This is a genomic window from Burkholderia sp. BCC0419 (assembly GCF_902830285.1).
In the GTDB taxonomy this organism is placed as follows: Bacteria; Pseudomonadota; Gammaproteobacteria; order Burkholderiales; family Burkholderiaceae; genus Burkholderia.
In genome coordinates this window covers 546-18,517 of record NZ_CADESR010000010.1, presented here as the reverse complement: position 1 = coordinate 18,517, position 17,972 = coordinate 546, and the positions used below count along the sequence as shown (strand labels likewise).

The window sequence follows — 17,972 nt, the reverse complement described above, 5'->3', positions numbered from 1 at the left end:
GATGGGGCACGGCGGAGACGAAGCGTCAAAGCGGGTGGGGGGATTCTACAGGAGCGCGAAATGCCTGCACGCGGGCGCGCGCCGAGAACGGCTTCGGACCATGCAGTCGAAGCATGCGCGGCGCGGGCGGCCGGTGAGCCGCCGGCGCGCCGCGCGAGGCAGCGGCCCGCGTATCAGTTGCCGGCGATCGTGTCGACCGGCTTGAACGCGCCGCGCTCGACCTTGTAGATCGTCACCGGCGCATCCTTCAGGTCGCCCTTCGCGTCGTACGTGATGCTGGGCGCTGACACGCCTTTGATCGACACCTTGCCGAGATACGGCGTGTACACCTTCGGATCGGTCGAGTTCGCGTCCTTCATCGCGGTGAGCAGCGCGATCGTGCCGTCGTACGCGTACGGCGAGTAGGTGATCACGTCTTCGTTGAAGCGCGCCTTGTAGCGGGCCGCGTAGCCGGAGAAGCCCGGCATCTTTTCCTTCGGCAGCCCGCCCATGTAGACGATCGCGCCTTCGGCCGCGTCGCCGCCGACCTTCAGGAACGTCGGCGAGCGCGACATCTCGCCCGTCACGAACGCCGACTTCATCCCGAGCTGGCGCATCTTGCGGATCATCGGCGACGATTGCGCGTCGCCGCCTCCGTAGAAGACCGCGTCCGGATTCACGCCCTTCAGGTTGGTCAGGATCGCCGAAAAATCGAGCGCCTTGTCGTTCGTGAAGTCGCGCTTGACGATCGTGCCGCCCGCCGCTTCCACGGCCTTCGCGAATTCGTCGGCGATGCCCTGGCCGTAGGCCGTGCGGTCGTCGATGATCGCGATGCGCTTGAAGCGCAGCGTCTTCACCGCATACGTGCCGACGATGCGGCCGGCCTGCGCGTCGCTCGTCAGCAGCCGGTAGGTCGTCTTGTAGCCGCGTGCCGTGTATTGCGGCGACGTCGCCATCGAGATCTGCGGCAGCCCCGCGCGATCGTACAGGTCGGACGCGGGAATGCTGGTGCCCGAGTTGAAGTGGCCGATGATCCCGCGGACGTTGTCGTCGATCAGACGCTGCGCGACGGTCGTGCCGGTGCGCGGGTCGGCCTGGTCGTCCTGCGCGTCGAGCTGGAACGTGACGGGCTTGCCGCCGATCGTCGGATGCGTCGCGTTGAAATCGGCGATTGCGAGCTGCACGCCCTTCTGCATGTCCGTGCCGTAATTCGACTGCGGGCCGGTCAGCGGTGCGGCGAAACCGATCTTGACGACGTCGGCGGCGACGGCGTGCGCGCCCGACAGTGCGCAGGCGGCGGCCAGCGCGACGTGCGATACCTTCAGCTTCACTTTCACTTCCCCTTGATGGCGTGGTTGGGCCGCCGCCGGCATGCGGGCCGGCGCCGGTAAACCGGGCGAGACGTATCGGTCCGCAGGCCGATCCGCAGGCCATGCGTGCTGCGCGCGCTGTGCCGGAATCGGCGTGCGCGACGGCGGATGCGGCGGGCCGTGCGTGCCGATTCCGGCAGCGGCGGGATGTCGTCTCGTGACCGTGAAGCGAAGTCTAGGTAGCGAAAATGCGTGCGTCTTGCGCGTTCGATGCGTGGCCGGCGACGATATCGGCATATCGTCGATAACCCTGATATATGCCGAAATCGTCATGACGAATGCGCAAACCCGCCAAGACGCGGGTCGTCGGCATTTCTAGGATGACGGATGCGGATGCGGATGCGGATGCGGATGCGGATGCGGATGCGGGGTGCCGGCGTGTCGATGCGCTGCGCCGGCAGCGGAAGCGGAACGGCCGCTGGCCACGCACGTGCCGCGTAGTGGTTGCGTGCGCAACCTGTCCCGTCGACTGATGGAACCGGCCGGGACGCGCGATGCAACCGGCCGCCACCTTGCCCGCCCCACGCTCGGCGCGACGCGATCGAAGGGGCGCTCCTATAATCGACGCCATCTGCCACTCGCTTCGCGGTTGCCGGGATGACGACCTTGCTTGCCGTACCGCCCATGAGCCTGCCCGACACGTTGCGCTACCAGCCCGACAACGCCGATTTCGGCGCGATGCTCGCGCATTTCCGCCTGCTCGAACCGGTGCTGGATGCGCTGCCGGACGTCGCGTTCTTCGTGAAGGATGCGAGCGGCCGCTACGCGATCGTCAACCGCACGCTGGCGATGCGCTGCGGCTACAAGGACAAGCGCGACCTGCTCGGCAAGACGGCCGACGAGGTGTTTCCGCGCCGCTTCGGCCGCAGTTACTTCGAACAGGACATGGCGACGATCAACGCCGGCCAGCAGTTGATGGACCAGCTCGAGCTGCACCTGTATCCGGGCCGCCAGCCGGGCTGGTGCCTGACCTGCAAGGAGCCGCTGCGCGACGCCGCGGGCCGGGTGGTCGGCCTCGCGGGCATCTCGCGTGACCTGAAGGCGCACGAGGGATCGCACCCGGCGTACAGCCGGCTCGCCGACGTAGTCCAGCACATCCAGGATCACTACGTGCAGCCGCTGAACCTGAAGCAGCTCGCGCAGATGGCCGGGATGTCGGTCGCGCAGCTCGAACGCTACTTCCACAAGGTGTTCCACCTGACGCCGCGCCAGGTGCTGCTGAAGACGCGGCTCGACGCGGCCACCGCGCTGCTCGTCACGCACGACAAGGTGACCGACGTCGCCGCGCTATGCGGCTACACGGATCACAGCGCGTTCACGCGCCAGTTCAAGGCGACGGTCGGCGTGACGCCGACGGAATACCGGTTGATGCTGCAGGAGCGGGCAGGGTGACGCCACTCGCCGGCGTGGCCGGCGCGTCGCAGCGATCGGGGTCGGGCGGGGAAGCGGGAAAGGGTAAAGCGGGTGAAAGCGGCGGCTCAGCGGTAGCCGAGCCCTTTCAGGATGGCCGTGCCGTCTTCGGTCAGCCGGAAGCTCGGGGCCGTATCGGGGTCGAGCTTGACCATTTCGACGAGGCCGGCTTCCTGCAGCGCGGGCAATTCGGGTTTGGCGTTCGCGCCGATCGGTGCATGCAGCAGCACGAGCAACGTCGCGATTTCATGATGACTGAGCAGGCGGCGCAGCATCGTCTTCTTTGCAGGGGGCGCGGCCGGGCGGCCCGCGGGTGCTTCTACGGCGCTCATCGCTTTCCTCCTTTTCGAGATAACCATCGGGTACTGGTTGCGGATGGTGCCGTCGAAGACTTAAGCGATTCTTAAAACCGGGGCCGGCAGCGCAATGCTGCACTGCACTACGAGTTACGGGATGTAACGCAGGGCCATACTCAGAGGCCGCCTCCTGGCGTTTCCACGCCTTAAACACCCAGCTCGACGGCTTGTTGCTATACACACAACTACACAAAAATATTTGCATTCCCCTGGGTCGTGTGTATAGTTACACACAAGCACCGCGGAGGAGCCATGAGTTCAACAGAGCTTATCCGGATGCTCGAAGAGGACGGCTGGTTTTTGGTAAGAACGAAAGGCAGCCACCACCACTTCAAACACCCCACGAAGCCGGGGCTTGCGACGGTTCCACACCCGAACAAGGACCTGCCAATGGGGACAACAAAGAGCATCCTGAAAACCGCTGGTCTGAAGTGACCGGCGGTTTTTTACCGACCCAACAGGATGCAGGGGAAGGACGCAGTACTTTTAAAATTGATGCAACCAAGGTCGCTTCACATAAGACGAATGTCATTAAGCGGTACATAAGAGAAGCTTGTGCTACCACGGAAGCAGGACAACAAAGGAATGGCAAACATGGAATTTCCCATCGCAATCCATAAGGACGATGGGACCGTCTACGGAGTGATTGTTCCGGATATACCGGGCGTTCATTCCTGGGGCGAGACCATCGATGATGCAATCAGGAAAACAAAAGAAGCAATCGTCTCTCATGTCGAGACCTTAATCGAGCTGGGCGAGGACGTCGCCTTTAATTGCTCGACCATCGAAAATTTGGCAAGCAACCCGGACTACGCAGGGGCTGTGTGGGCTTTCGTGAGTGTTGACTTATCTCAGCTTGACTCGAAGCCTGAGCGTATTAACGTAAGTTTGCCAAGATTTGTACTTCATAAGATTGACGCGTATGTGGCATCCCGTCACGAAACCAGGAGTGGTTTCCTGGCGCGCGCGGCATTGGAAGCCTTACAGGAAGAGCATGCCAAGCATGCGTAAAGATGCGCCGTTAATCTTACAAGCCCGCAGAAAGCCCGCAGAGATGCGGGCTTTTTTATGAGTGTCCCGGGCCGATCGCGGTGAGCCGCGCGGGCTGATCCGCGGCCGTCTGGTTCGCCACGATGGTGCGCGCGGGACGTGCCTCCTTGCTTCAACCGCAGACCACGTCCACGGTCGATGCCCACGATGCCCGATTCGCATCCCTTCCTTATTTCCTGCGCTGCGCCTGCGCGGCGAGCCGCACGGCCGCATTCGCCGCGCCGTAGCCGTCGTACCCGCCGCGCCGCTCGACGATCTCGAGCGAGAAGCGGTTGTCGACCAGTTCCGTATACGCATGCAGGAATTCGCCGCCGTGCTCGTCGCGGTCGTAGAGCAGGTGGTGCGCGCTCAGCGTGTCGATCAGTTCGTCCGGCAGCGCGTAGCGCGCGGCGAGATCGTCGTAGTAGTTGGCCGGAATGCGCAGGAACGGCACGCCGTCGGCCGCGAACGCGGCGACCGTCTTCACGATGTCGTCCGTGCGGAACGCGACGTGGTTCAGCCCGGTGCCGTGGTAGCGGTCGAGCGATTCGGCGACGGCCGTGTGACGGTCGACCGATGCGTTCAGCGCGATCCGCACCGAGCCGTCGGCGCTGCGCACCGCGCGGCTGCGCATCAGCCCGTACGGATCGGGCACGAGCCAGCTGCGCTCGGCCTCGAAGCCGAACGCCGTCTTGAAGAACAGGATCCACGTGTCGAGCGCGTCGGCCGGCAGCGCGAGGCACACATGGTCGATGCCCGTCAGCGGGCCGACTTCGGTCGGGCCGTCGATGTCGGTCAGCACGAAGTCCGATTCATACAGCGTCGGCGCATCCGGCGCTTCGTCGACGAAATATTCGAGGCTGCCGTCCGGCGCCTTCACGCTCGGCAGCACGCGCTCGTTCGGCCCGACCCGGCCGGAGAACGGTGCGTAGCCGAAGCCGGCCGCGCGTTCGAACGCCACTTTGGCGTCGTCGACGCGGAACGCGGACGCGCACAGCGACAGCCCGTGCTGCTGGAAGAACGCGTCGGCGAACGAGTCGCGCTCGGCGTTCAGCACGATCGATGCGGCGCCGTGCTGGAACAGCGTCACGTCCTTCGAGCGATGCCGGCCGGCGAGCCGGAAGCGCATCCGGCCGAGCCATTCGCCGACGGTCGCTGCCGCCTGCGCGTCGACCGCGAATTCGATGAACTGGAACCCGACGTGCGCGGGCGGCGCGGGCGGTGCGAACAGCGGCTGGCCGGCGGCCGGCGCGCGGCCGTCCTGGGCGAGCCGCGCGCGCGTCAGGTCTTCCAGATAGAGCAGCGAGCGATGGCCGTCGGCGGCCGTGAGCGCGGTCGGCGCCGCGCGGAAGCCGTCGTTGAAGATCTCGAGCGACAGCGGTCCCGTATAGCCCGACTCGATCACGCGCGCGGTGAAGCGCGCCAGGTCGAAGTCGCCCTGGCCCGGGAACGAGCGGTAGTGGCGGCTCCATTCGAGCACGTCCATCACGAGCTTCGGCGCGTCGGCGATCTGCACGAAGGCGATCCGGTCGCCGGGGATGTCGGCGATCGCATCCGGCGAATCGTCGAGCGACAGCGTGTGGAAGCTGTCGAGCGCGAGGCCGAGGTGCGGGCTGTTCACCGCGTTCACGAGCTTCCACGCGTGGCCGTACCGCTTCACGACGCGGCCCCACGCGAGCGCTTCGTACGCGGCCACCACGCCGGCCTGCCGCGCGGCCTCGGCGAGCGCGCCGAGCTGGTCGACGAGCAGCCCGTCATCGGCGATCGTATCGGCCGACACGCTGCTGCAGACGAGGATGCGGTCGGTGCCGAGCGCATGCATCACGTCGAACTTGCGCTTGATCCGGTCGAGATTGCGCGCGAGCTGGGCCGCGCTCACGCCCTCGAAGTCGCGAAACGGCTGGAACAGCACGATGTCGAGGCCGAGATCGGCGGCCATGCGCCGGACGTCGGCCGGCGATCCGTCGAAGTAGACGAGGTCGTTTTCGAAGATTTCGACGCCGTCGAAGCCCGCGGCCTGGACGGCGGCGAGCTTCTCGGCGAGCGTGCCGGACAGGGATACGGTGGCGATCGAGCGCTGCATGGGCGATTCCTGCGGATGAGCGGGGCATGGCGCAGGGCGAACCGACCCTGAATGAACCAGTCGTTGAGTTCGGCGCGCGCGCCATATCCCGAATTTACTGGGCTAGTGATGCGTATTGTACAAACTAACTAGGTGGTACAAATTAGCGAAAACCCGAAAAGACAGCCCGCTTGCACGGGCGCACACTAGCGCCAAATTCCGATGTCTTCGGGGCGGCGCCGATCGTGGTCCGCCCCTGTTTCAGGAGCAGAAACGCGATGAGCAAGCACAAGGTGCTGGTGTTGAACGGCCCGAACCTGAATCTTTTGGGCACCCGCGAGCCCCATATCTACGGCGCGGAAACGCTCGCCGATCTCGAGCAGCGCTGCCGCACGGCGGCGGAAGGGCTCGGGTTGGAAATGGAGTTCCGCCAGTCGAACGCCGAGCATCAGCTGATCGACTGGCTGCATGCCGCGCGTCACGACACGCACGGCATCGTGATCAACCCGGCCGCCTATACGCATACGTCGGTGGCGCTGGCCGACGCGCTTTCCGCGATCGCGAAGCCGGTGATCGAAGTGCATATCTCGAACGTCCATCGCCGCGAGGCGTTTCGCCACCATTCGTATATATCGGCGATCGCCGAAGCCGTGATCTGCGGCTGCGGCACCGAAGGCTACGTGTTCGCGCTGCAGCGCCTGGCGACGCTGTTCGCGCAGGGAGCCGCACGATGAGCCGCCCGTCGTTTCTGATCGGCCTGATCGGCCAGGGCATCGGCGGTTCGCTGTCGCCCGCGATGCACGAGGAAGAAGGGTTCCACCAGGGCTTCGGCTACGTGTACCGGCGCATCGATCTCGACGCGCTCGGCCTGAGCGTCGACGCGCTGCCGCAACTGCTCGAGGCCGCGCAGCAGATGGGCTTCAATGGGCTGAACATCACGCACCCGTGCAAGCAGCGCGTGATCGAGCACCTCGACGCGCTGTCGGACGACGCGCGTGCGCTCGGCGCGGTGAACACCGTGCTGTTCCAGGACGGCAAGCGGATCGGCCACAACACCGACTGGTCGGGCTTCGCGAAATCGTTTAGCCGCGGGCTGCCCGGCGCGTCGCTCGAACGCGTCGTCCAGCTCGGCGCGGGCGGCGCGGGCGCGGCTGTCGCGCATGCGGCGCTGCAGATGGGCGCGGCCGAACTGACGATTTTCGACGTCGACGGCACGCGCGCCACCGCGCTGGCGGGTGAATTGCAGCAACGCTTCCCCGCAGCCCGGGTCACGCCGGGCAGTGATCTGGCGGCCGCGATGCGCGCCGCGACCGGCCTGATCCACTGCACGCCGACCGGCATGGCCAAGCATCCGGGCCTGCCGCTGCCGGCCGAGCTGCTGCATGCGGGCATGTGGGTGGCCGACATCGTGTATTTCCCGCTCGAAACCGAGCTGATCCACGCCGCGCGCGCGGCCGGTTGCGCAACGCTGCCGGGCGGCGGGATGGCCGTGTACCAGGCTGTCGACGCGTTCGAGATCTTCACCGGGCGCACGCCCGACGCCGAGCGAATGCTCAGTCATTTTCAGTCGCTCGTCGCGCGCTGACCCCCTTACAGACACAGAAAGAGACCAGGAGACGACCATGCAGCACACCACCCACACGAGCGCCGCGCCGGCGCAGGCGGCCGGCACGGTCCGGCGTACGTCGGCGCGCTACAAGATCCTCGCACTGCTCGCGATCGGCACGATGATCAACTATCTCGACCGCACCGTGCTGGGCGTGGCTGCGCCGCAGCTCACCAAGGAGCTCGGCATCAATGCGGCCGTGATGGGCATCATGTTCTCCGCGTTTTCGTGGACGTACGTGGCGATGCAGGTGCCCGGCGGCCTGTTCCTCGACCGCTTCGGCAGCAAGATCACCTATTACTGGTCGATGACGCTGTGGTCGCTGTGCACGCTGCTGCAAGGCTTCGTGCCGGGCGTCGCGACGCTGCTCGCGTGCCGCCTCGGCCTCGGCATCACCGAGGCGCCGTGTTTCCCGACCAACAGCCGCGTCGTCGCGACGTGGTTCCCGCAGAACGAACGCGCGATGGCGACGGGTACCTATACCGTCGGCGAGTACATCGGCCTCGCATTCTTCAGCCCCGTGCTGTTCGCGCTGATGGGCGCCTTCGGCTGGCGCTCGCTGTTCTGGGTCGTGGGCGCGGTCGGCATTGCGTTCGGCTTCGTCTGGTGGAAGTTCTATCACGAGCCGCGCAACCATCCGGGCGCGAACGCGGCGGAACTGGCCTATATCGAGGCGGGCGGCGGCCTCGTGCACGCCGTGCGCAAGACTGACGACAAGAGCGGCAAGGCCGCGCAGCCGAAGTTCAGCTGGGCGATGGCCGGCAAACTGCTGAAGAAGCGCCAGCTCGCGGGCATCTGCCTCGGCCAGTTCGCCGGCAACTCGACGCTCGTGTTCTTCCTGACCTGGTTCCCGACCTATCTGGCAACCGAGCGCCACATGGGCTGGCTGAAGATCGGCTTCTTCGCGGTGATGCCGTTCATCGCCGCGTCGGTCGGCGTGATGTTCGGCGGGATCTTCTCCGACTGGTTGCTGCGCCGCGGCAAGTCCGCGAACCTTGCGCGCAAGCTGCCGATCATCGCGGGCCTGCTGCTCGCGTCGACGATCATTCTCGCGAACTACGTGCAGAGCAACGAAGCCGTGATCGCGATCATGTCGGTTGCGTTCTTCGCGCAGGGGATGGCCGCGCTCGGCTGGACGCTCGTGTCGGATATCGCGCCGGACGGCCTGCTCGGCGTGACGGGCGGCATCTTCAACTTCGCGGCGAACCTCGCGGGCATCATCACGCCGCTCGTCGTCGGCTTCATCGTGGCGTCGACCGGCTCGTTCGTCGGTGCGCTCGTGTTCATCGGCGTGATCGCGCTGGTCGGCGCGCTGTCGTACATCTTCGTCGTCGGCGACATCAAGCGGATCGAGCTGTAAGCACCGGTTCCCCGCACACTCGGTGCGTTCGCCCGGCGGCCAATCGGCCGCCGGGCTTTTTTATTTGCGCGTGCCGGCCGGCGGGTCGGCATGTACGCAACGTCATGCGTGCTGCATCGCGATGCCGAGCGATTCGACCGCGGCCGCGATCGCGGCGACCGCGCGCCGGATATCGCCCGCATCGATCGCGCCGATGCAGCCGACGCGGAACGTCTCGAGCCGCGTGAGCTTGCCCGGATACAGGATGAAGCCCGCGTCGCGCACCGCGTCGTAGAAGCGGCGGAAATCGTAGGCCGGATGGTCGGGCGCGTGGAACGTGACGATCACCGGCGCCTGCACGCTCGCGTCGAGGAACGGCACGAAGCCGAGCGCGCGCATCGATTCGACCAGCGTCCGGCAGTTGTCCGCATAGCGTGCGCCGCGCGCCGGCTGGCCGCCTTCGGCGAGGTACTGGTCGAGCGCGGCGCGCAGCGCGGCAATCACGTGCGTCGGCGGCGTGAAGCGCCATTGCCCCGTCTTGCGCAGGTACGCGTACTGATCGTGGAGATCGAGCGCGAGCGACGGCGAGTTGCCTTCGCTCGCGTCGAGCGTGTCGCGCCGCACGATCGCGAATCCCATGCCCGGCACGCCTTCGAGGCATTTGCCGCTGGCCGAGATCAGCGCGTCGATGCCGCTGTCCGCCAGCTCGATCGGCAACGCGCCGAACGAACTCATCGCATCGACGATCAGCCGCTTGCCGTGCCGTCGGCACGCGGCCGCGATCGCATCGAGCGGATTCAGGATCCCGGCGCTCGTTTCCAGGTGTACGAGCGCGACGTGCGTGATGCGCGGCTCGCGCGCGAACGCGGCCTCGATGGCCGCCGCGTCGACGGCCGCGTCTTCGCCGAACGGCAACGCGATCGCGTCGATGCCGAGCCGGCCGAGAATCTTCAGGATGCGCGCGCAATACGCGCCGTTGTCGGGCACCAGCACGACGCCGTCGCGCGGCACCAGCGTGCCGAGCGCAGCTTCGACCGAGAACGTGCCGCTGCCCTGCATCGGCACGCACACGTACGCGTCGCCGCCGCCCGCGATGGCGACGAGGTCGGCGCAGACGCTGGCCGTCATTTGATTGAAAGCGGCGTCCCACGACCCCCAGTCATGTTGCATTGCGTGGCGTGTTGTGGCGGACGTGGTGAGCGGGCCAGGCGTAAGCAGGATCGGGTCGGGCATGGTTTTTATCTCCGGCAAAGGGCGAACGAAACACCGGGCGGCATTTCTGCAATGACTTGCATGATAGTGGCAAAATGTGTCATTTTTTGGAAATTGTGGCATTCGTCACGGCTTTGTCATCGAACGCTGTGATCCTTCGGTTGCCGCGCGACACCCAGCCTGAGCGCGGTAGCGCGGCGGGCCGTCCAGCGGCCAGCCCGGAGATAACAGGAGAGCCGGATCGTGCCCCGGCCGTTTGGTGTTCCGCCTACGGAGAAGTGAGATGACACTGCAGAAACCCTCGCGCGCCGCTGCCGGCGCGTTCCGCAAGCTCGCGCTGGCCGCCTGCGCCGCCGGTCTGCTGCAAGGCGCCGCGATGCCCGCGCATGCGGCAAATGCGGTCGTGCTGTACACGGCGGACGGTCTCGAGAATCTCTATCGCGATGTGCTGCCGGCTTTCGAGAAGAAGGAAGGCGTGAAGGTCGCGATCGTGACGGCGGGCAGCGGCGAGGTGGTGAACCGCGCGAACATCGAGAAGAATTCCCCGAAGGCCGACGTGATCGTTACGTTGCCGCCGTTCATCCAGCAAGCCGGCCAGATGGGCCTGCTGCAGCCGTACCAGAGCGTGAACTACAAGAACGTGCCGGCGATCGCGAAGGCCGAGGACGGCACGTGGGCGACGTTCGTGAACAACTACTTCTCGTTCGCGATCAACCCGGACGTTGTGAAGAACCAGCCGAAGACGTTTGCCGACCTGCTCGCGCCGACCTACGCCGGCAAGGTCGCGTACTCGAACCCGGCCACGGCCGGCGACGGGATGGCCGTGCTGATCCTGACGACGTCGCTGATGGGCGAGGACAAGGCGTTCGACTACCTCGCGAAGCTGTCGCAGAGCGTGAAGTTCCACACGAAGGGCACCGGCTACCTGAACGTGCTGCTGTCGCGTAACGAGATCAGCGTCGCGAACGGCGACCTGCAGATGGACCTCGACGACGCCGAACACGGCGCGCTGTCCGTCAAGCCGATCTTCCTGGCCGCGAAGGACGGCGACCAGCCGACCACGTTCCAGCTCCCGTACGGCATCGGCCTGATCAAGAGCGGCCCGAACCAGGACGTCGGCAAGAAGCTGATCGACTACCTGATGTCGACGGAAGTGCAGTCGAAGGTGCCGGACATGTACGGCATCCCGGGCCGCACCGACGTGCCGCTGGCCGGCAAGAACGGCGAAGCGGTCAAGAAGGCGATCGCGGGCGTGAAGCTGATTCCGGTCGACTGGACCCAGGTGATGGCGAAGAAGCCGGTGTGGATCGAGCGCTGGAAGAAGGACGTGATCGGCAGCTCGGGCAAGCAGCTCGACGTCGTCAAGCCGAAGTGATCGGCGCACGCCGCCTGTATCAGCGAGCAAGAGGATGAACCCGGTGGAAACCACCCTGACCCATCCCGGCGCATTCGGCGCCGCCGAACCGCACGCGACGCTGCGGTCCGGCGCGCCGGGCGGCGTGCAGATCGAACACCTGAGCGTGCGCTACGGCGCACGCACGGTGCTCGAAGATCTGTCGCTGTCGATCGGCGCCGGTGAATTTCTGACCGTGCTCGGCAAGAGCGGCTGCGGCAAGACCACGCTGCTGCGCTTCATCGCCGGGTTCGTGAAGGCCGACGGCCTGACCGGCACGCTGACCGTGGCCGGACGCGACCTGACCTATGCGCCGCCGCACAAGCGCAACCTCGGTCTGCTGTTCCAGAATTACGCGCTGTTCCCGCACCTGTCGGTGTTCGAGAACGTCGCATTCGGGCTGCGCGCACGCGGCATGGCGTCGTCGGAAGTGACGCGCCGCGTCGCCGATGCGCTCAAGCTCGTGCAGCTCGGCGATGCAGGCCACCATCTGCCCGCGCAACTGTCGGGCGGGATGCAGCAGCGCGTCGCGCTGGCCCGCGCGCTGGTGATCGAGCCCGACGTGCTGCTGCTCGACGAGCCGCTGTCGGCGCTCGACGCCAACCTGCGCGCGTCGGTGCGCAGCGAACTGAAGGCGCTGCACGAGCGCCTGCCGAACCTGACCGTCGTCTGCGTGACGCACGACCGCGACGACGCGCTCGTGCTGTCCGACCGCGCGCTGCTGCTGCGCGACGGCCACATCGCGCAGCTCGGCACGCCGCAGCAGTTGTACGACGCGCCGCGCGACGGCTACGTCGCGCGCTATCTCGGCCCGGCGAACCTGCTGCCTCCGCGCGTGATCTTCCCGCTCGGCGATCCGCGCCACGAGGTGCGCGACAAGGTCGCGTGCGTGCGCCCCGAGCGCCTGACCGTGATGCCGCTCGCGGCGGGCGGCCTGCACGGTACGGTGTCGTCGGTCGAATGGCAAGGCGCGGACCTGTCGATCGCGGTCGTGATCGACGCGGCGCCCGACGAGCCCGTGCGCGTCACGATGCAACGCGGCCGCGGCGCGGCTCCCGAGCGCGGTGCGCGCGTGTCCCTGCATTGCGAGGCAGACGATGTCGTCCTTATCGAGCCCTGAAGCCGGCCTGCCGCCGCACGTGCTCGCGTCGGCCGCCGCGCATGCCGCCGCCGCGCGGCGCCGCAGGCGCTTGGGCGACCTGCACCTGGCCGCGCTCGCGATCGTCGTGCTCGGTCCGCTCGTCGTCTATCCGCTGGTGCGGCTCGTGCTGCTGAGCGTGTCGGGCGATCACGGGCTGAGTTTCGCCGCGTACCGGACCTTCTTCGGCAATCCCGACACGCGCAACGTGCTGTTGACCACGCTCGGCGTACTGTTCGCGAGCGCCGGCACCGCGTCGGTGCTCGGCGTGCTGCTGGCTGCGCTGCTGTTCTTCAGGCCGTTCCCGGGCGCGTCGCTCGTCACGCGCTTCCTGGAGCTGTACGTCGCGTTTCCGTCGTTCCTCGTCGCGTTCACGCTGATCTTCCTGTACGGCTCGCAAGGCTCGATCAGCATCGCGCTGCAGCACCTGTTCCATCTCGATAACCCGCCGCTCGACTTCCTGTTCGGGATCGGCGGCGTGATCCTCGCGCAGACCGTGTTCTACACGCCGTTCGTCGTCCGGCCGACGCTCGCGTCGTTCGCGACGCTCGACCTGCGGCTGATCGAAGCCGCGCGCAGCCTCGGCGCGCCCGGCTGGATGCTCGCGCGCCGCGTCGTGCTGCCGATCGCGTGGCCGGGCATCGCCGCCGGCACCGTGCTGTGCTTCCTGCTGACGCTGAACGAGTTCGGCATCCTGCTCGTGCTCGGCAGCGCGCGGCTCGTGACGCTGCCGGTCGCGATCTACAGCAGCGCGACCGTCGATCTCGACCTGCCGACCGCGTCGGCCGGCGCGGTCGTGATGCTCGCGCTGTCGCTGGCGCTGTATGCGGTTTATCGCCGGGTGAACCGGCGTGCGACGGGAGGAAACGATGTCCGCTGAATTCCGTATCGGGCAGGCCGTGCCGCGCCACCAGATCGGCTGGACCGACACGCTGCTCAAGCATGCGTCGCGCCTCGCGCTCGCGCTGGCCGCGTTCGCGTGCTTCTGGCTGTTCGTGCTGCCGGTGATCGTCGTCGCGCTGTCGAGCGTGTCGACGCAATGGTCGGGCACGATTTTGCCGGCCGGCTACAGCCTGCGCTGGTTCGGGCGGCTCGGCTCGCCGGAATACGACGCGCTGCTGACGAGCCTCGAAATCGGCTTCGGCGTCTCGGCGCTCGGCACGATCCTCGGGCTGTGGCTGGCGCTCGCGCTCGAAGGGCGCGACCGGCGCGGCCTCGGCGCGGTCGTCGACGCGCTCGTGATGGTGCCGAACGGCGTACCGAGCGTCGTGCTCGGGCTCGCGGTGCTGATCGCGTATCACCAGAAGCCGCTCGACTTGTCGAGTTCGGCGGCGATCGTCGTGCTCGTGCAACTCGCGCTGATTCTGCCGTTCTGCTATCGCTGCGCGGCCGCCGCGCTGCGTCCGGAGCTGACCGTGCTGCGCGAAGCCGCGGCGAGCCTCGGTGCGCCGCCCGCGATGGTGCTGCGCCGTGTGCTGCTGCCGCAGCTCGTGCCGGCGCTGCGCGCGAGCCTCGCGCTCGGCTTTGCGCTGTCGCTCGGCGAGCTCGGTGCGACGCTCACGGTGTATCCGCCCGGCTTCGCGACCGTGCCGATCGTCGTGATCGGGCAGGTGGAGCGCGGCTATTACCTGCCGGCATCGGCGCTGTCGCTGCTGATGCTCGGCGCGTCGCTCGCGGCGCTGCTGCTGATCGCCGCGCGCGTGCCGCGCGGCAAGCGGGCGGCATCATGAACGCCGCGTTCGCGTTGCGCCATCCCGGTGATGCGTCGCCCGCCGGCGCGTCGACCGGTCTCGCCGGCCGCTCGATCGACGTCAACGGCCGGCGCTACCGGCTGCCGGTCGAGCCGACCGTCGTCGTCTGTGTCGACGGCTGCGAGTACGACTATCTCGAACGGGCGGTGGAAGCGGGCGTCGCGCCGTTCATCGGCCGGATGATCGCGGAAGGCACCGCGTGGCGCGCCGATTGCGTCGTGCCGACCTTCACCAACCCGAACAACCTGTCGATCGTCTGCGGCGTGCCGCCGTCGGTCCACGGCATCTGCGGCAACTATTTCTGGGACCCGGCCGCCGACGGCGGGCGCGGCGCCGAAGTCATGATGAACGACCCGGCCTACCTGCGGGCCGGCACGCTGCTCGCGGCGGCGTCCGACGCCGGCGCGCGGGTGGCCGTCGTGACCGCGAAGGACAAGCTGCGCCGGCTGCTCGGCTGGCGGCTGAACGGCATCTGCTTTTCGGCCGAGAAGGCTGCACAGGCCAATCTCGCGGAAAACGGGATCGTCGACGTGCTCGACTGGGTTGGTCTGCCGTCGCCCGACGTGTACAGCGCGGCGCTGTCCGAATTCGTGTTCGCGGCCGGCGTGCGGCTCGCGCAGACGCGGCAGGTCGACCTGATGTACCTGTCGACCACCGACTACGTGCAGCACAAGTGCGAGCCGGGCAGTGCCGGCGCGAACGCGTTCTACGCGATGATGGACGGCTATCTCGCGCAGCTCGATGCGCTCGGCTGGGCGATCGGCCTCACGGCCGACCACGGGATGAACGCGAAGCATGATCCGGCAACGGGCCGCCCGAACGTGATCTATCTGCAGGATGCCTTCGACGGCTGGTACGGCACGCAGGCTGCGCGCGTGATCCTGCCGATTACCGATCCGTACGTTGTGCACCACGGTGCGCTCGGTTCGTTTGCGACGATCTACCTGGCGCCGGGCGTCGACCGGGCCGACGCGATGTGGCGCGTCGGCGGCCTCGACGGCGTCGAACTCGTGCTCGACAACGCGGAAGCCGCCGCCCGCTTCGAGCTGCCGGCCGACCGGATCGGCGATCTCGTCGTGATCGGCCGCCGCGACATGACGCTCGGCACCCGCGAGCGCGAACACGACCTGTCGGGTCTCACGGTGCCGTTGCGTTCGCATGGCGGCGTGTCCGAGCAGGAAGTGCCGCTGCTGTTCAATCGCCGTATCGAGCGGGACGATCCCGCACGTCGCCCGCGCAACTTCGACGTGTTCGATTTCGTGTTGAACCGGATCGCGACATGATGGCTCATCCGCGGCAAGATCATCCGTCGTTTCGTGCCGAAGCGTTGCGCTGGTGCGGCACGCGCGCGATGCGCGAACGCACGCTCGACGTCACGGATCCGTACACGGGCACACGCGTCGGCACCGCGCCGCTTGCCAGCGTCGACGACGTGCGCGCGGCGTTCGATTACGCGATGGCCTACCGGCCGACGCTCACGCGCTACGAGCGTTCGCAGATTATCGAGCGTGCGGCCGCATTGTTGCGCGAGCGCACCGAGGAAGCGTCCGACCTGATCTCGCTCGAGTCGGGGCTGTCGAAACAGGATTCACGCTACGAGATCGGCCGGGTGGCCGACGTGCTGAAGTTCGCGGCGGTCGAGGCGCTGCGCGACGACGCGCAGAGTTTCTCGTGCGACCTGACGCCTCACGGCAAGGCGCGGCGCGTGTTCTCTCAGCGCCAGCCGCTCGACGGCGTGATCGTCGCGATCACGCCGTTCAATCATCCGATGAACCAGGTCGCGCACAAGATCGCGCCGGCGATCGCGACCAACAACCGCGTGATCGTGAAGCCGTCGGAGAAGGTGCCGCTGTCGGCGTTCTATCTGGCCGACCTGCTGTATGAGGCCGGGTTGCCGGAGCCGATGCTGCAGGTGCTGACCGGCGACCCTGCCGAGATCGCGGACGAACTCGTCACGCATCCGCATGCATCGCTGATTACATTCACGGGCGGCGTCGCGATCGGCAAGGCGATTGCCGCGCGGGCCGGCTACCGGCGCATCGTACTGGAGCTGGGCGGCAACGATCCGCTGATCGTCCTCGCCGATGCCGATCTCGACCGCGCGGCGTCGCTGGCGGTGCTCGGCTCGTACCGGAATTCGGGCCAGCGCTGTACGGCCGTCAAGCGGATGCTGGTGCAGCGCTCGATCGCGCCCGCGTTCACCGAATTGCTCGTCGAGAAGACGCGCGCATGGAAATACGGCGATCCGTTCGATCCCGCGAACGAAATGGGCACGGTGATCGACGAAGCGGCGGCGCGGCTGTTCGAGGCGCGCGTGAACGAAGCGGTCGCGCAGGGCGCGCGTCTGCTGACCGGCAATGTGCGGCGCGGTGCGCTGTATGCACCGACCGTGCTCGACAATGTCGATCCGTCGATGACGATCGTGCGCGACGAGACGTTCGGCCCCGTCTCGCCGGTCATCGCGTTCGACACGATCGACGACGCGATCCGGATCAGCAACGGCACGGCATTCGGGTTGTCGTCGGGCGTCTGTACGGACAGCACCGCGGCGGTCGTGCGGTTCGTGAACGAGCTGAACGTCGGCACGGTGAACGTGTGGGAAGTGCCGGGATACCGGCTCGAACTGTCGCCGTTCGGCGGGATCAAGGATTCGGGGCTCGGTTACAAGGAAGGCGTCCAGGAGGCGATGAAGAGCTTCACGAACCTGAAGACGTTTTCGCTGCCTTGGGAGTAAACGAATGGCGCTGACGGTGGAAGATATCCACGGGTTGTATCGTGAGCATGGCCATGTGGCCTATAGCGGCGAACCGGTCACGCAGCTCGAGCATGCGTTGCAGAGCGGATTGCTGGCCGAGGAATCGGGGGCGGACGAAGCGCTGGTCGCGGCGGCGTTCCTGCACGACCTCGGCCATCTGCTGAATCGCCAGGGCGAGACGCCAAGCGCGCGCGGGATCGACGATCTGCATCAGTATTACGTGCTGCCGTTCCTGCGGCCGCTGTTTTCCGAAGCGGTGCTGGAGCCGATCCGGCTGCACGTCGACGCGAAGCGCTGCCTGTGCCGCACGGACGCCGGCTACTTCGAGAGTCTGTCGCCGGATTCAGTGCGCAGTCTGGCGTTGCAGGGCGGCATTTTCAGTGAAGAGGAGAAGGCAGCGTTCCTGCAGCGCCCGTTCGCGGAGGACGCGCTGCGCCTGCGCCGCTGGGACGACACGGCGAAGGAGGAGGGCAAGGTGACGCCGGATCTCGATCACTATATGGAGATCGTCGCGCGCCAGGTGCGCGCGGCTTCCTGACGGTTCGGCTGCTTCTATATAAGGCGCCGCACGC

The 17,972-nt window shown here is 67.0% G+C and carries 17 protein-coding genes; 13 read left to right on the top strand and 4 right to left on the bottom strand.

Annotated features, from left to right (window positions below; genetic code table 11):
• Positions 1-173: 173 nt before the first annotated feature.
• Positions 174-1,310 carry a branched-chain amino acid ABC transporter substrate-binding protein gene (locus HWW87_RS30840; RefSeq protein ID WP_175823464.1) on the bottom strand — a complete coding sequence of 379 codons (1,137 nt, stop codon included), beginning with the start codon at positions 1,308-1,310 and terminating at the stop codon, positions 174-176.
• Between the two features lie 636 nt (positions 1,311-1,946).
• On the opposite strand from HWW87_RS30840, the gene HWW87_RS30835 reads away from it, so the two are divergent.
• Positions 1,947-2,741 carry an AraC family transcriptional regulator gene (locus HWW87_RS30835; RefSeq protein WP_175823463.1) on the top strand — a complete coding sequence of 265 codons (795 nt, stop codon included), beginning with the start codon at positions 1,947-1,949 and terminating at the stop codon, positions 2,739-2,741.
• 86 nt (positions 2,742-2,827) lie between these two features.
• Here HWW87_RS30835 and HWW87_RS30830 read toward each other — a convergent pair whose 3' ends face one another.
• Positions 2,828-3,091, bottom strand: a complete 264-nt coding sequence (locus HWW87_RS30830) for a hypothetical protein (RefSeq protein WP_089470656.1) — start codon at positions 3,089-3,091, stop codon at positions 2,828-2,830.
• A gap of 276 nt (positions 3,092-3,367) precedes the next feature.
• Between HWW87_RS30830 and HWW87_RS30825 the strand changes: the two genes are divergently transcribed.
• Positions 3,368-3,550, top strand: a complete 183-nt coding sequence (locus HWW87_RS30825) for a type II toxin-antitoxin system HicA family toxin (protein WP_081059224.1) — start codon at positions 3,368-3,370, stop codon at positions 3,548-3,550.
• Between the two features lie 159 nt (positions 3,551-3,709).
• Entirely contained in the window at positions 3,710-4,126 is a 417-nt protein-coding gene (locus tag HWW87_RS30820) for a type II toxin-antitoxin system HicB family antitoxin (protein ID WP_175823462.1), read from the top strand.
• Between the two features lie 208 nt (positions 4,127-4,334).
• Here HWW87_RS30820 and HWW87_RS30815 read toward each other — a convergent pair whose 3' ends face one another.
• Complete coding sequence (locus HWW87_RS30815; RefSeq protein ID WP_175823461.1) at positions 4,335-6,227, bottom strand: sugar phosphate isomerase/epimerase and 4-hydroxyphenylpyruvate domain-containing protein; 1,893 nt, start codon at positions 6,225-6,227, stop codon at positions 4,335-4,337.
• Positions 6,228-6,484: 257 nt separating this feature from the next.
• On the opposite strand from HWW87_RS30815, the gene aroQ reads away from it, so the two are divergent.
• The 3 genes from aroQ to HWW87_RS30800 are packed head-to-tail and all read left to right on the top strand — an operon-like array spanning position 6,485 to position 9,172.
• A complete protein-coding gene (aroQ, locus tag HWW87_RS30810) occupies positions 6,485-6,940 on the top strand; it encodes a type II 3-dehydroquinate dehydratase (protein ID WP_175823460.1) in 456 nt (151 codons plus the stop codon).
• Positions 6,937-7,791, top strand: a complete 855-nt coding sequence (locus HWW87_RS30805; protein ID WP_175823459.1) for a shikimate dehydrogenase — start codon at positions 6,937-6,939, stop codon at positions 7,789-7,791. The genes aroQ and HWW87_RS30805 overlap by 4 nt, the downstream gene beginning before the upstream one ends.
• A 37-nt stretch (positions 7,792-7,828) precedes the next feature.
• Positions 7,829-9,172 carry an MFS transporter gene (locus HWW87_RS30800; RefSeq protein WP_175823458.1) on the top strand — a complete coding sequence of 448 codons (1,344 nt, stop codon included), beginning with the start codon at positions 7,829-7,831 and terminating at the stop codon, positions 9,170-9,172.
• 102 nt (positions 9,173-9,274) lie between these two features.
• Here HWW87_RS30800 and HWW87_RS30795 read toward each other — a convergent pair whose 3' ends face one another.
• Positions 9,275-10,384: a 2-aminoethylphosphonate--pyruvate transaminase gene (locus HWW87_RS30795; protein WP_175823457.1), complete on the bottom strand. Its 1,110-nt coding sequence runs from the start codon at positions 10,382-10,384 to the stop codon at positions 9,275-9,277.
• A gap of 262 nt (positions 10,385-10,646) precedes the next feature.
• Between HWW87_RS30795 and phnS the strand changes: the two genes are divergently transcribed.
• From phnS to HWW87_RS30760, 7 genes are read left to right on the top strand one after another with little or no spacing between them, the layout of a single operon-like run.
• Complete coding sequence (gene phnS / locus HWW87_RS30790; protein WP_175823456.1) at positions 10,647-11,738, top strand: 2-aminoethylphosphonate ABC transporter substrate-binding protein; 1,092 nt, start codon at positions 10,647-10,649, stop codon at positions 11,736-11,738.
• 34 nt (positions 11,739-11,772) lie between these two features.
• A complete protein-coding gene (gene phnT, locus HWW87_RS30785) occupies positions 11,773-12,876 on the top strand; it encodes a 2-aminoethylphosphonate ABC transport system ATP-binding subunit PhnT (RefSeq protein ID WP_174390955.1) in 1,104 nt (367 codons plus the stop codon).
• Positions 12,854-13,774 carry a 2-aminoethylphosphonate ABC transporter permease subunit gene (gene phnU, locus HWW87_RS30780; RefSeq protein WP_175823455.1) on the top strand — a complete coding sequence of 307 codons (921 nt, stop codon included), beginning with the start codon at positions 12,854-12,856 and terminating at the stop codon, positions 13,772-13,774. The genes phnT and phnU overlap by 23 nt, the downstream gene beginning before the upstream one ends.
• The gene (gene phnV, locus HWW87_RS30775) at positions 13,764-14,624 is read left to right on the top strand and encodes a 2-aminoethylphosphonate ABC transport system, membrane component PhnV (RefSeq protein WP_175823454.1); all 861 of its coding nucleotides are present in this window, start codon (positions 13,764-13,766) and stop codon (positions 14,622-14,624) included. The genes phnU and phnV overlap by 11 nt, the downstream gene beginning before the upstream one ends.
• Positions 14,621-15,928, top strand: a complete 1,308-nt coding sequence (phnA, locus tag HWW87_RS30770; RefSeq protein WP_175823453.1) for a phosphonoacetate hydrolase — start codon at positions 14,621-14,623, stop codon at positions 15,926-15,928. Before phnV ends, phnA begins: the two co-directional genes overlap by 4 nt.
• Complete coding sequence (gene phnY, locus HWW87_RS30765; protein WP_175823452.1) at positions 15,925-17,379, top strand: phosphonoacetaldehyde dehydrogenase; 1,455 nt, start codon at positions 15,925-15,927, stop codon at positions 17,377-17,379. Before phnA ends, phnY begins: the two co-directional genes overlap by 4 nt.
• Positions 17,380-17,383: 4 nt before the next feature.
• Complete coding sequence (locus tag HWW87_RS30760) at positions 17,384-17,938, top strand: phosphonate degradation HD-domain oxygenase (protein ID WP_175823451.1); 555 nt, start codon at positions 17,384-17,386, stop codon at positions 17,936-17,938.
• Positions 17,939-17,972 lie beyond the last annotated feature (34 nt).

What these genes read in the sequence shown, in the direction of transcription:
- phnY (WP_175823452.1), top strand. Translation starts at nt 15,925, where the DNA reads ATGATGGCTCATCCGCGGCAAGATCATCCGTCGTTTCGTGCCGAAGCG.
- HWW87_RS30830 (WP_089470656.1), bottom strand. Translation starts at nt 3,091, where the DNA reads ATGAGCGCCGTAGAAGCACCCGCGGGCCGCCCGGCCGCGCCCCCTGCA.
- HWW87_RS30835 (WP_175823463.1), top strand. Translation starts at nt 1,947, where the DNA reads ATGACGACCTTGCTTGCCGTACCGCCCATGAGCCTGCCCGACACGTTG.
- phnU (WP_175823455.1), top strand. Translation starts at nt 12,854, where the DNA reads ATGTCGTCCTTATCGAGCCCTGAAGCCGGCCTGCCGCCGCACGTGCTC.
- phnS (WP_175823456.1), top strand. Translation starts at nt 10,647, where the DNA reads ATGACACTGCAGAAACCCTCGCGCGCCGCTGCCGGCGCGTTCCGCAAG.
- HWW87_RS30805 (WP_175823459.1), top strand. Translation starts at nt 6,937, where the DNA reads ATGAGCCGCCCGTCGTTTCTGATCGGCCTGATCGGCCAGGGCATCGGC.
- HWW87_RS30800 (WP_175823458.1), top strand. Translation starts at nt 7,829, where the DNA reads ATGCAGCACACCACCCACACGAGCGCCGCGCCGGCGCAGGCGGCCGGC.
- phnV (WP_175823454.1), top strand. Translation starts at nt 13,764, where the DNA reads ATGTCCGCTGAATTCCGTATCGGGCAGGCCGTGCCGCGCCACCAGATC.
- aroQ (WP_175823460.1), top strand. Translation starts at nt 6,485, where the DNA reads ATGAGCAAGCACAAGGTGCTGGTGTTGAACGGCCCGAACCTGAATCTT.
- HWW87_RS30760 (WP_175823451.1), top strand. Translation starts at nt 17,384, where the DNA reads ATGGCGCTGACGGTGGAAGATATCCACGGGTTGTATCGTGAGCATGGC.
- HWW87_RS30825 (WP_081059224.1), top strand. Translation starts at nt 3,368, where the DNA reads ATGAGTTCAACAGAGCTTATCCGGATGCTCGAAGAGGACGGCTGGTTT.
- HWW87_RS30820 (WP_175823462.1), top strand. Translation starts at nt 3,710, where the DNA reads ATGGAATTTCCCATCGCAATCCATAAGGACGATGGGACCGTCTACGGA.
- phnT (WP_174390955.1), top strand. Translation starts at nt 11,773, where the DNA reads ATGAACCCGGTGGAAACCACCCTGACCCATCCCGGCGCATTCGGCGCC.
- HWW87_RS30815 (WP_175823461.1), bottom strand. Translation starts at nt 6,227, where the DNA reads ATGCAGCGCTCGATCGCCACCGTATCCCTGTCCGGCACGCTCGCCGAG.
- HWW87_RS30795 (WP_175823457.1), bottom strand. Translation starts at nt 10,384, where the DNA reads ATGCCCGACCCGATCCTGCTTACGCCTGGCCCGCTCACCACGTCCGCC.
- phnA (WP_175823453.1), top strand. Translation starts at nt 14,621, where the DNA reads ATGAACGCCGCGTTCGCGTTGCGCCATCCCGGTGATGCGTCGCCCGCC.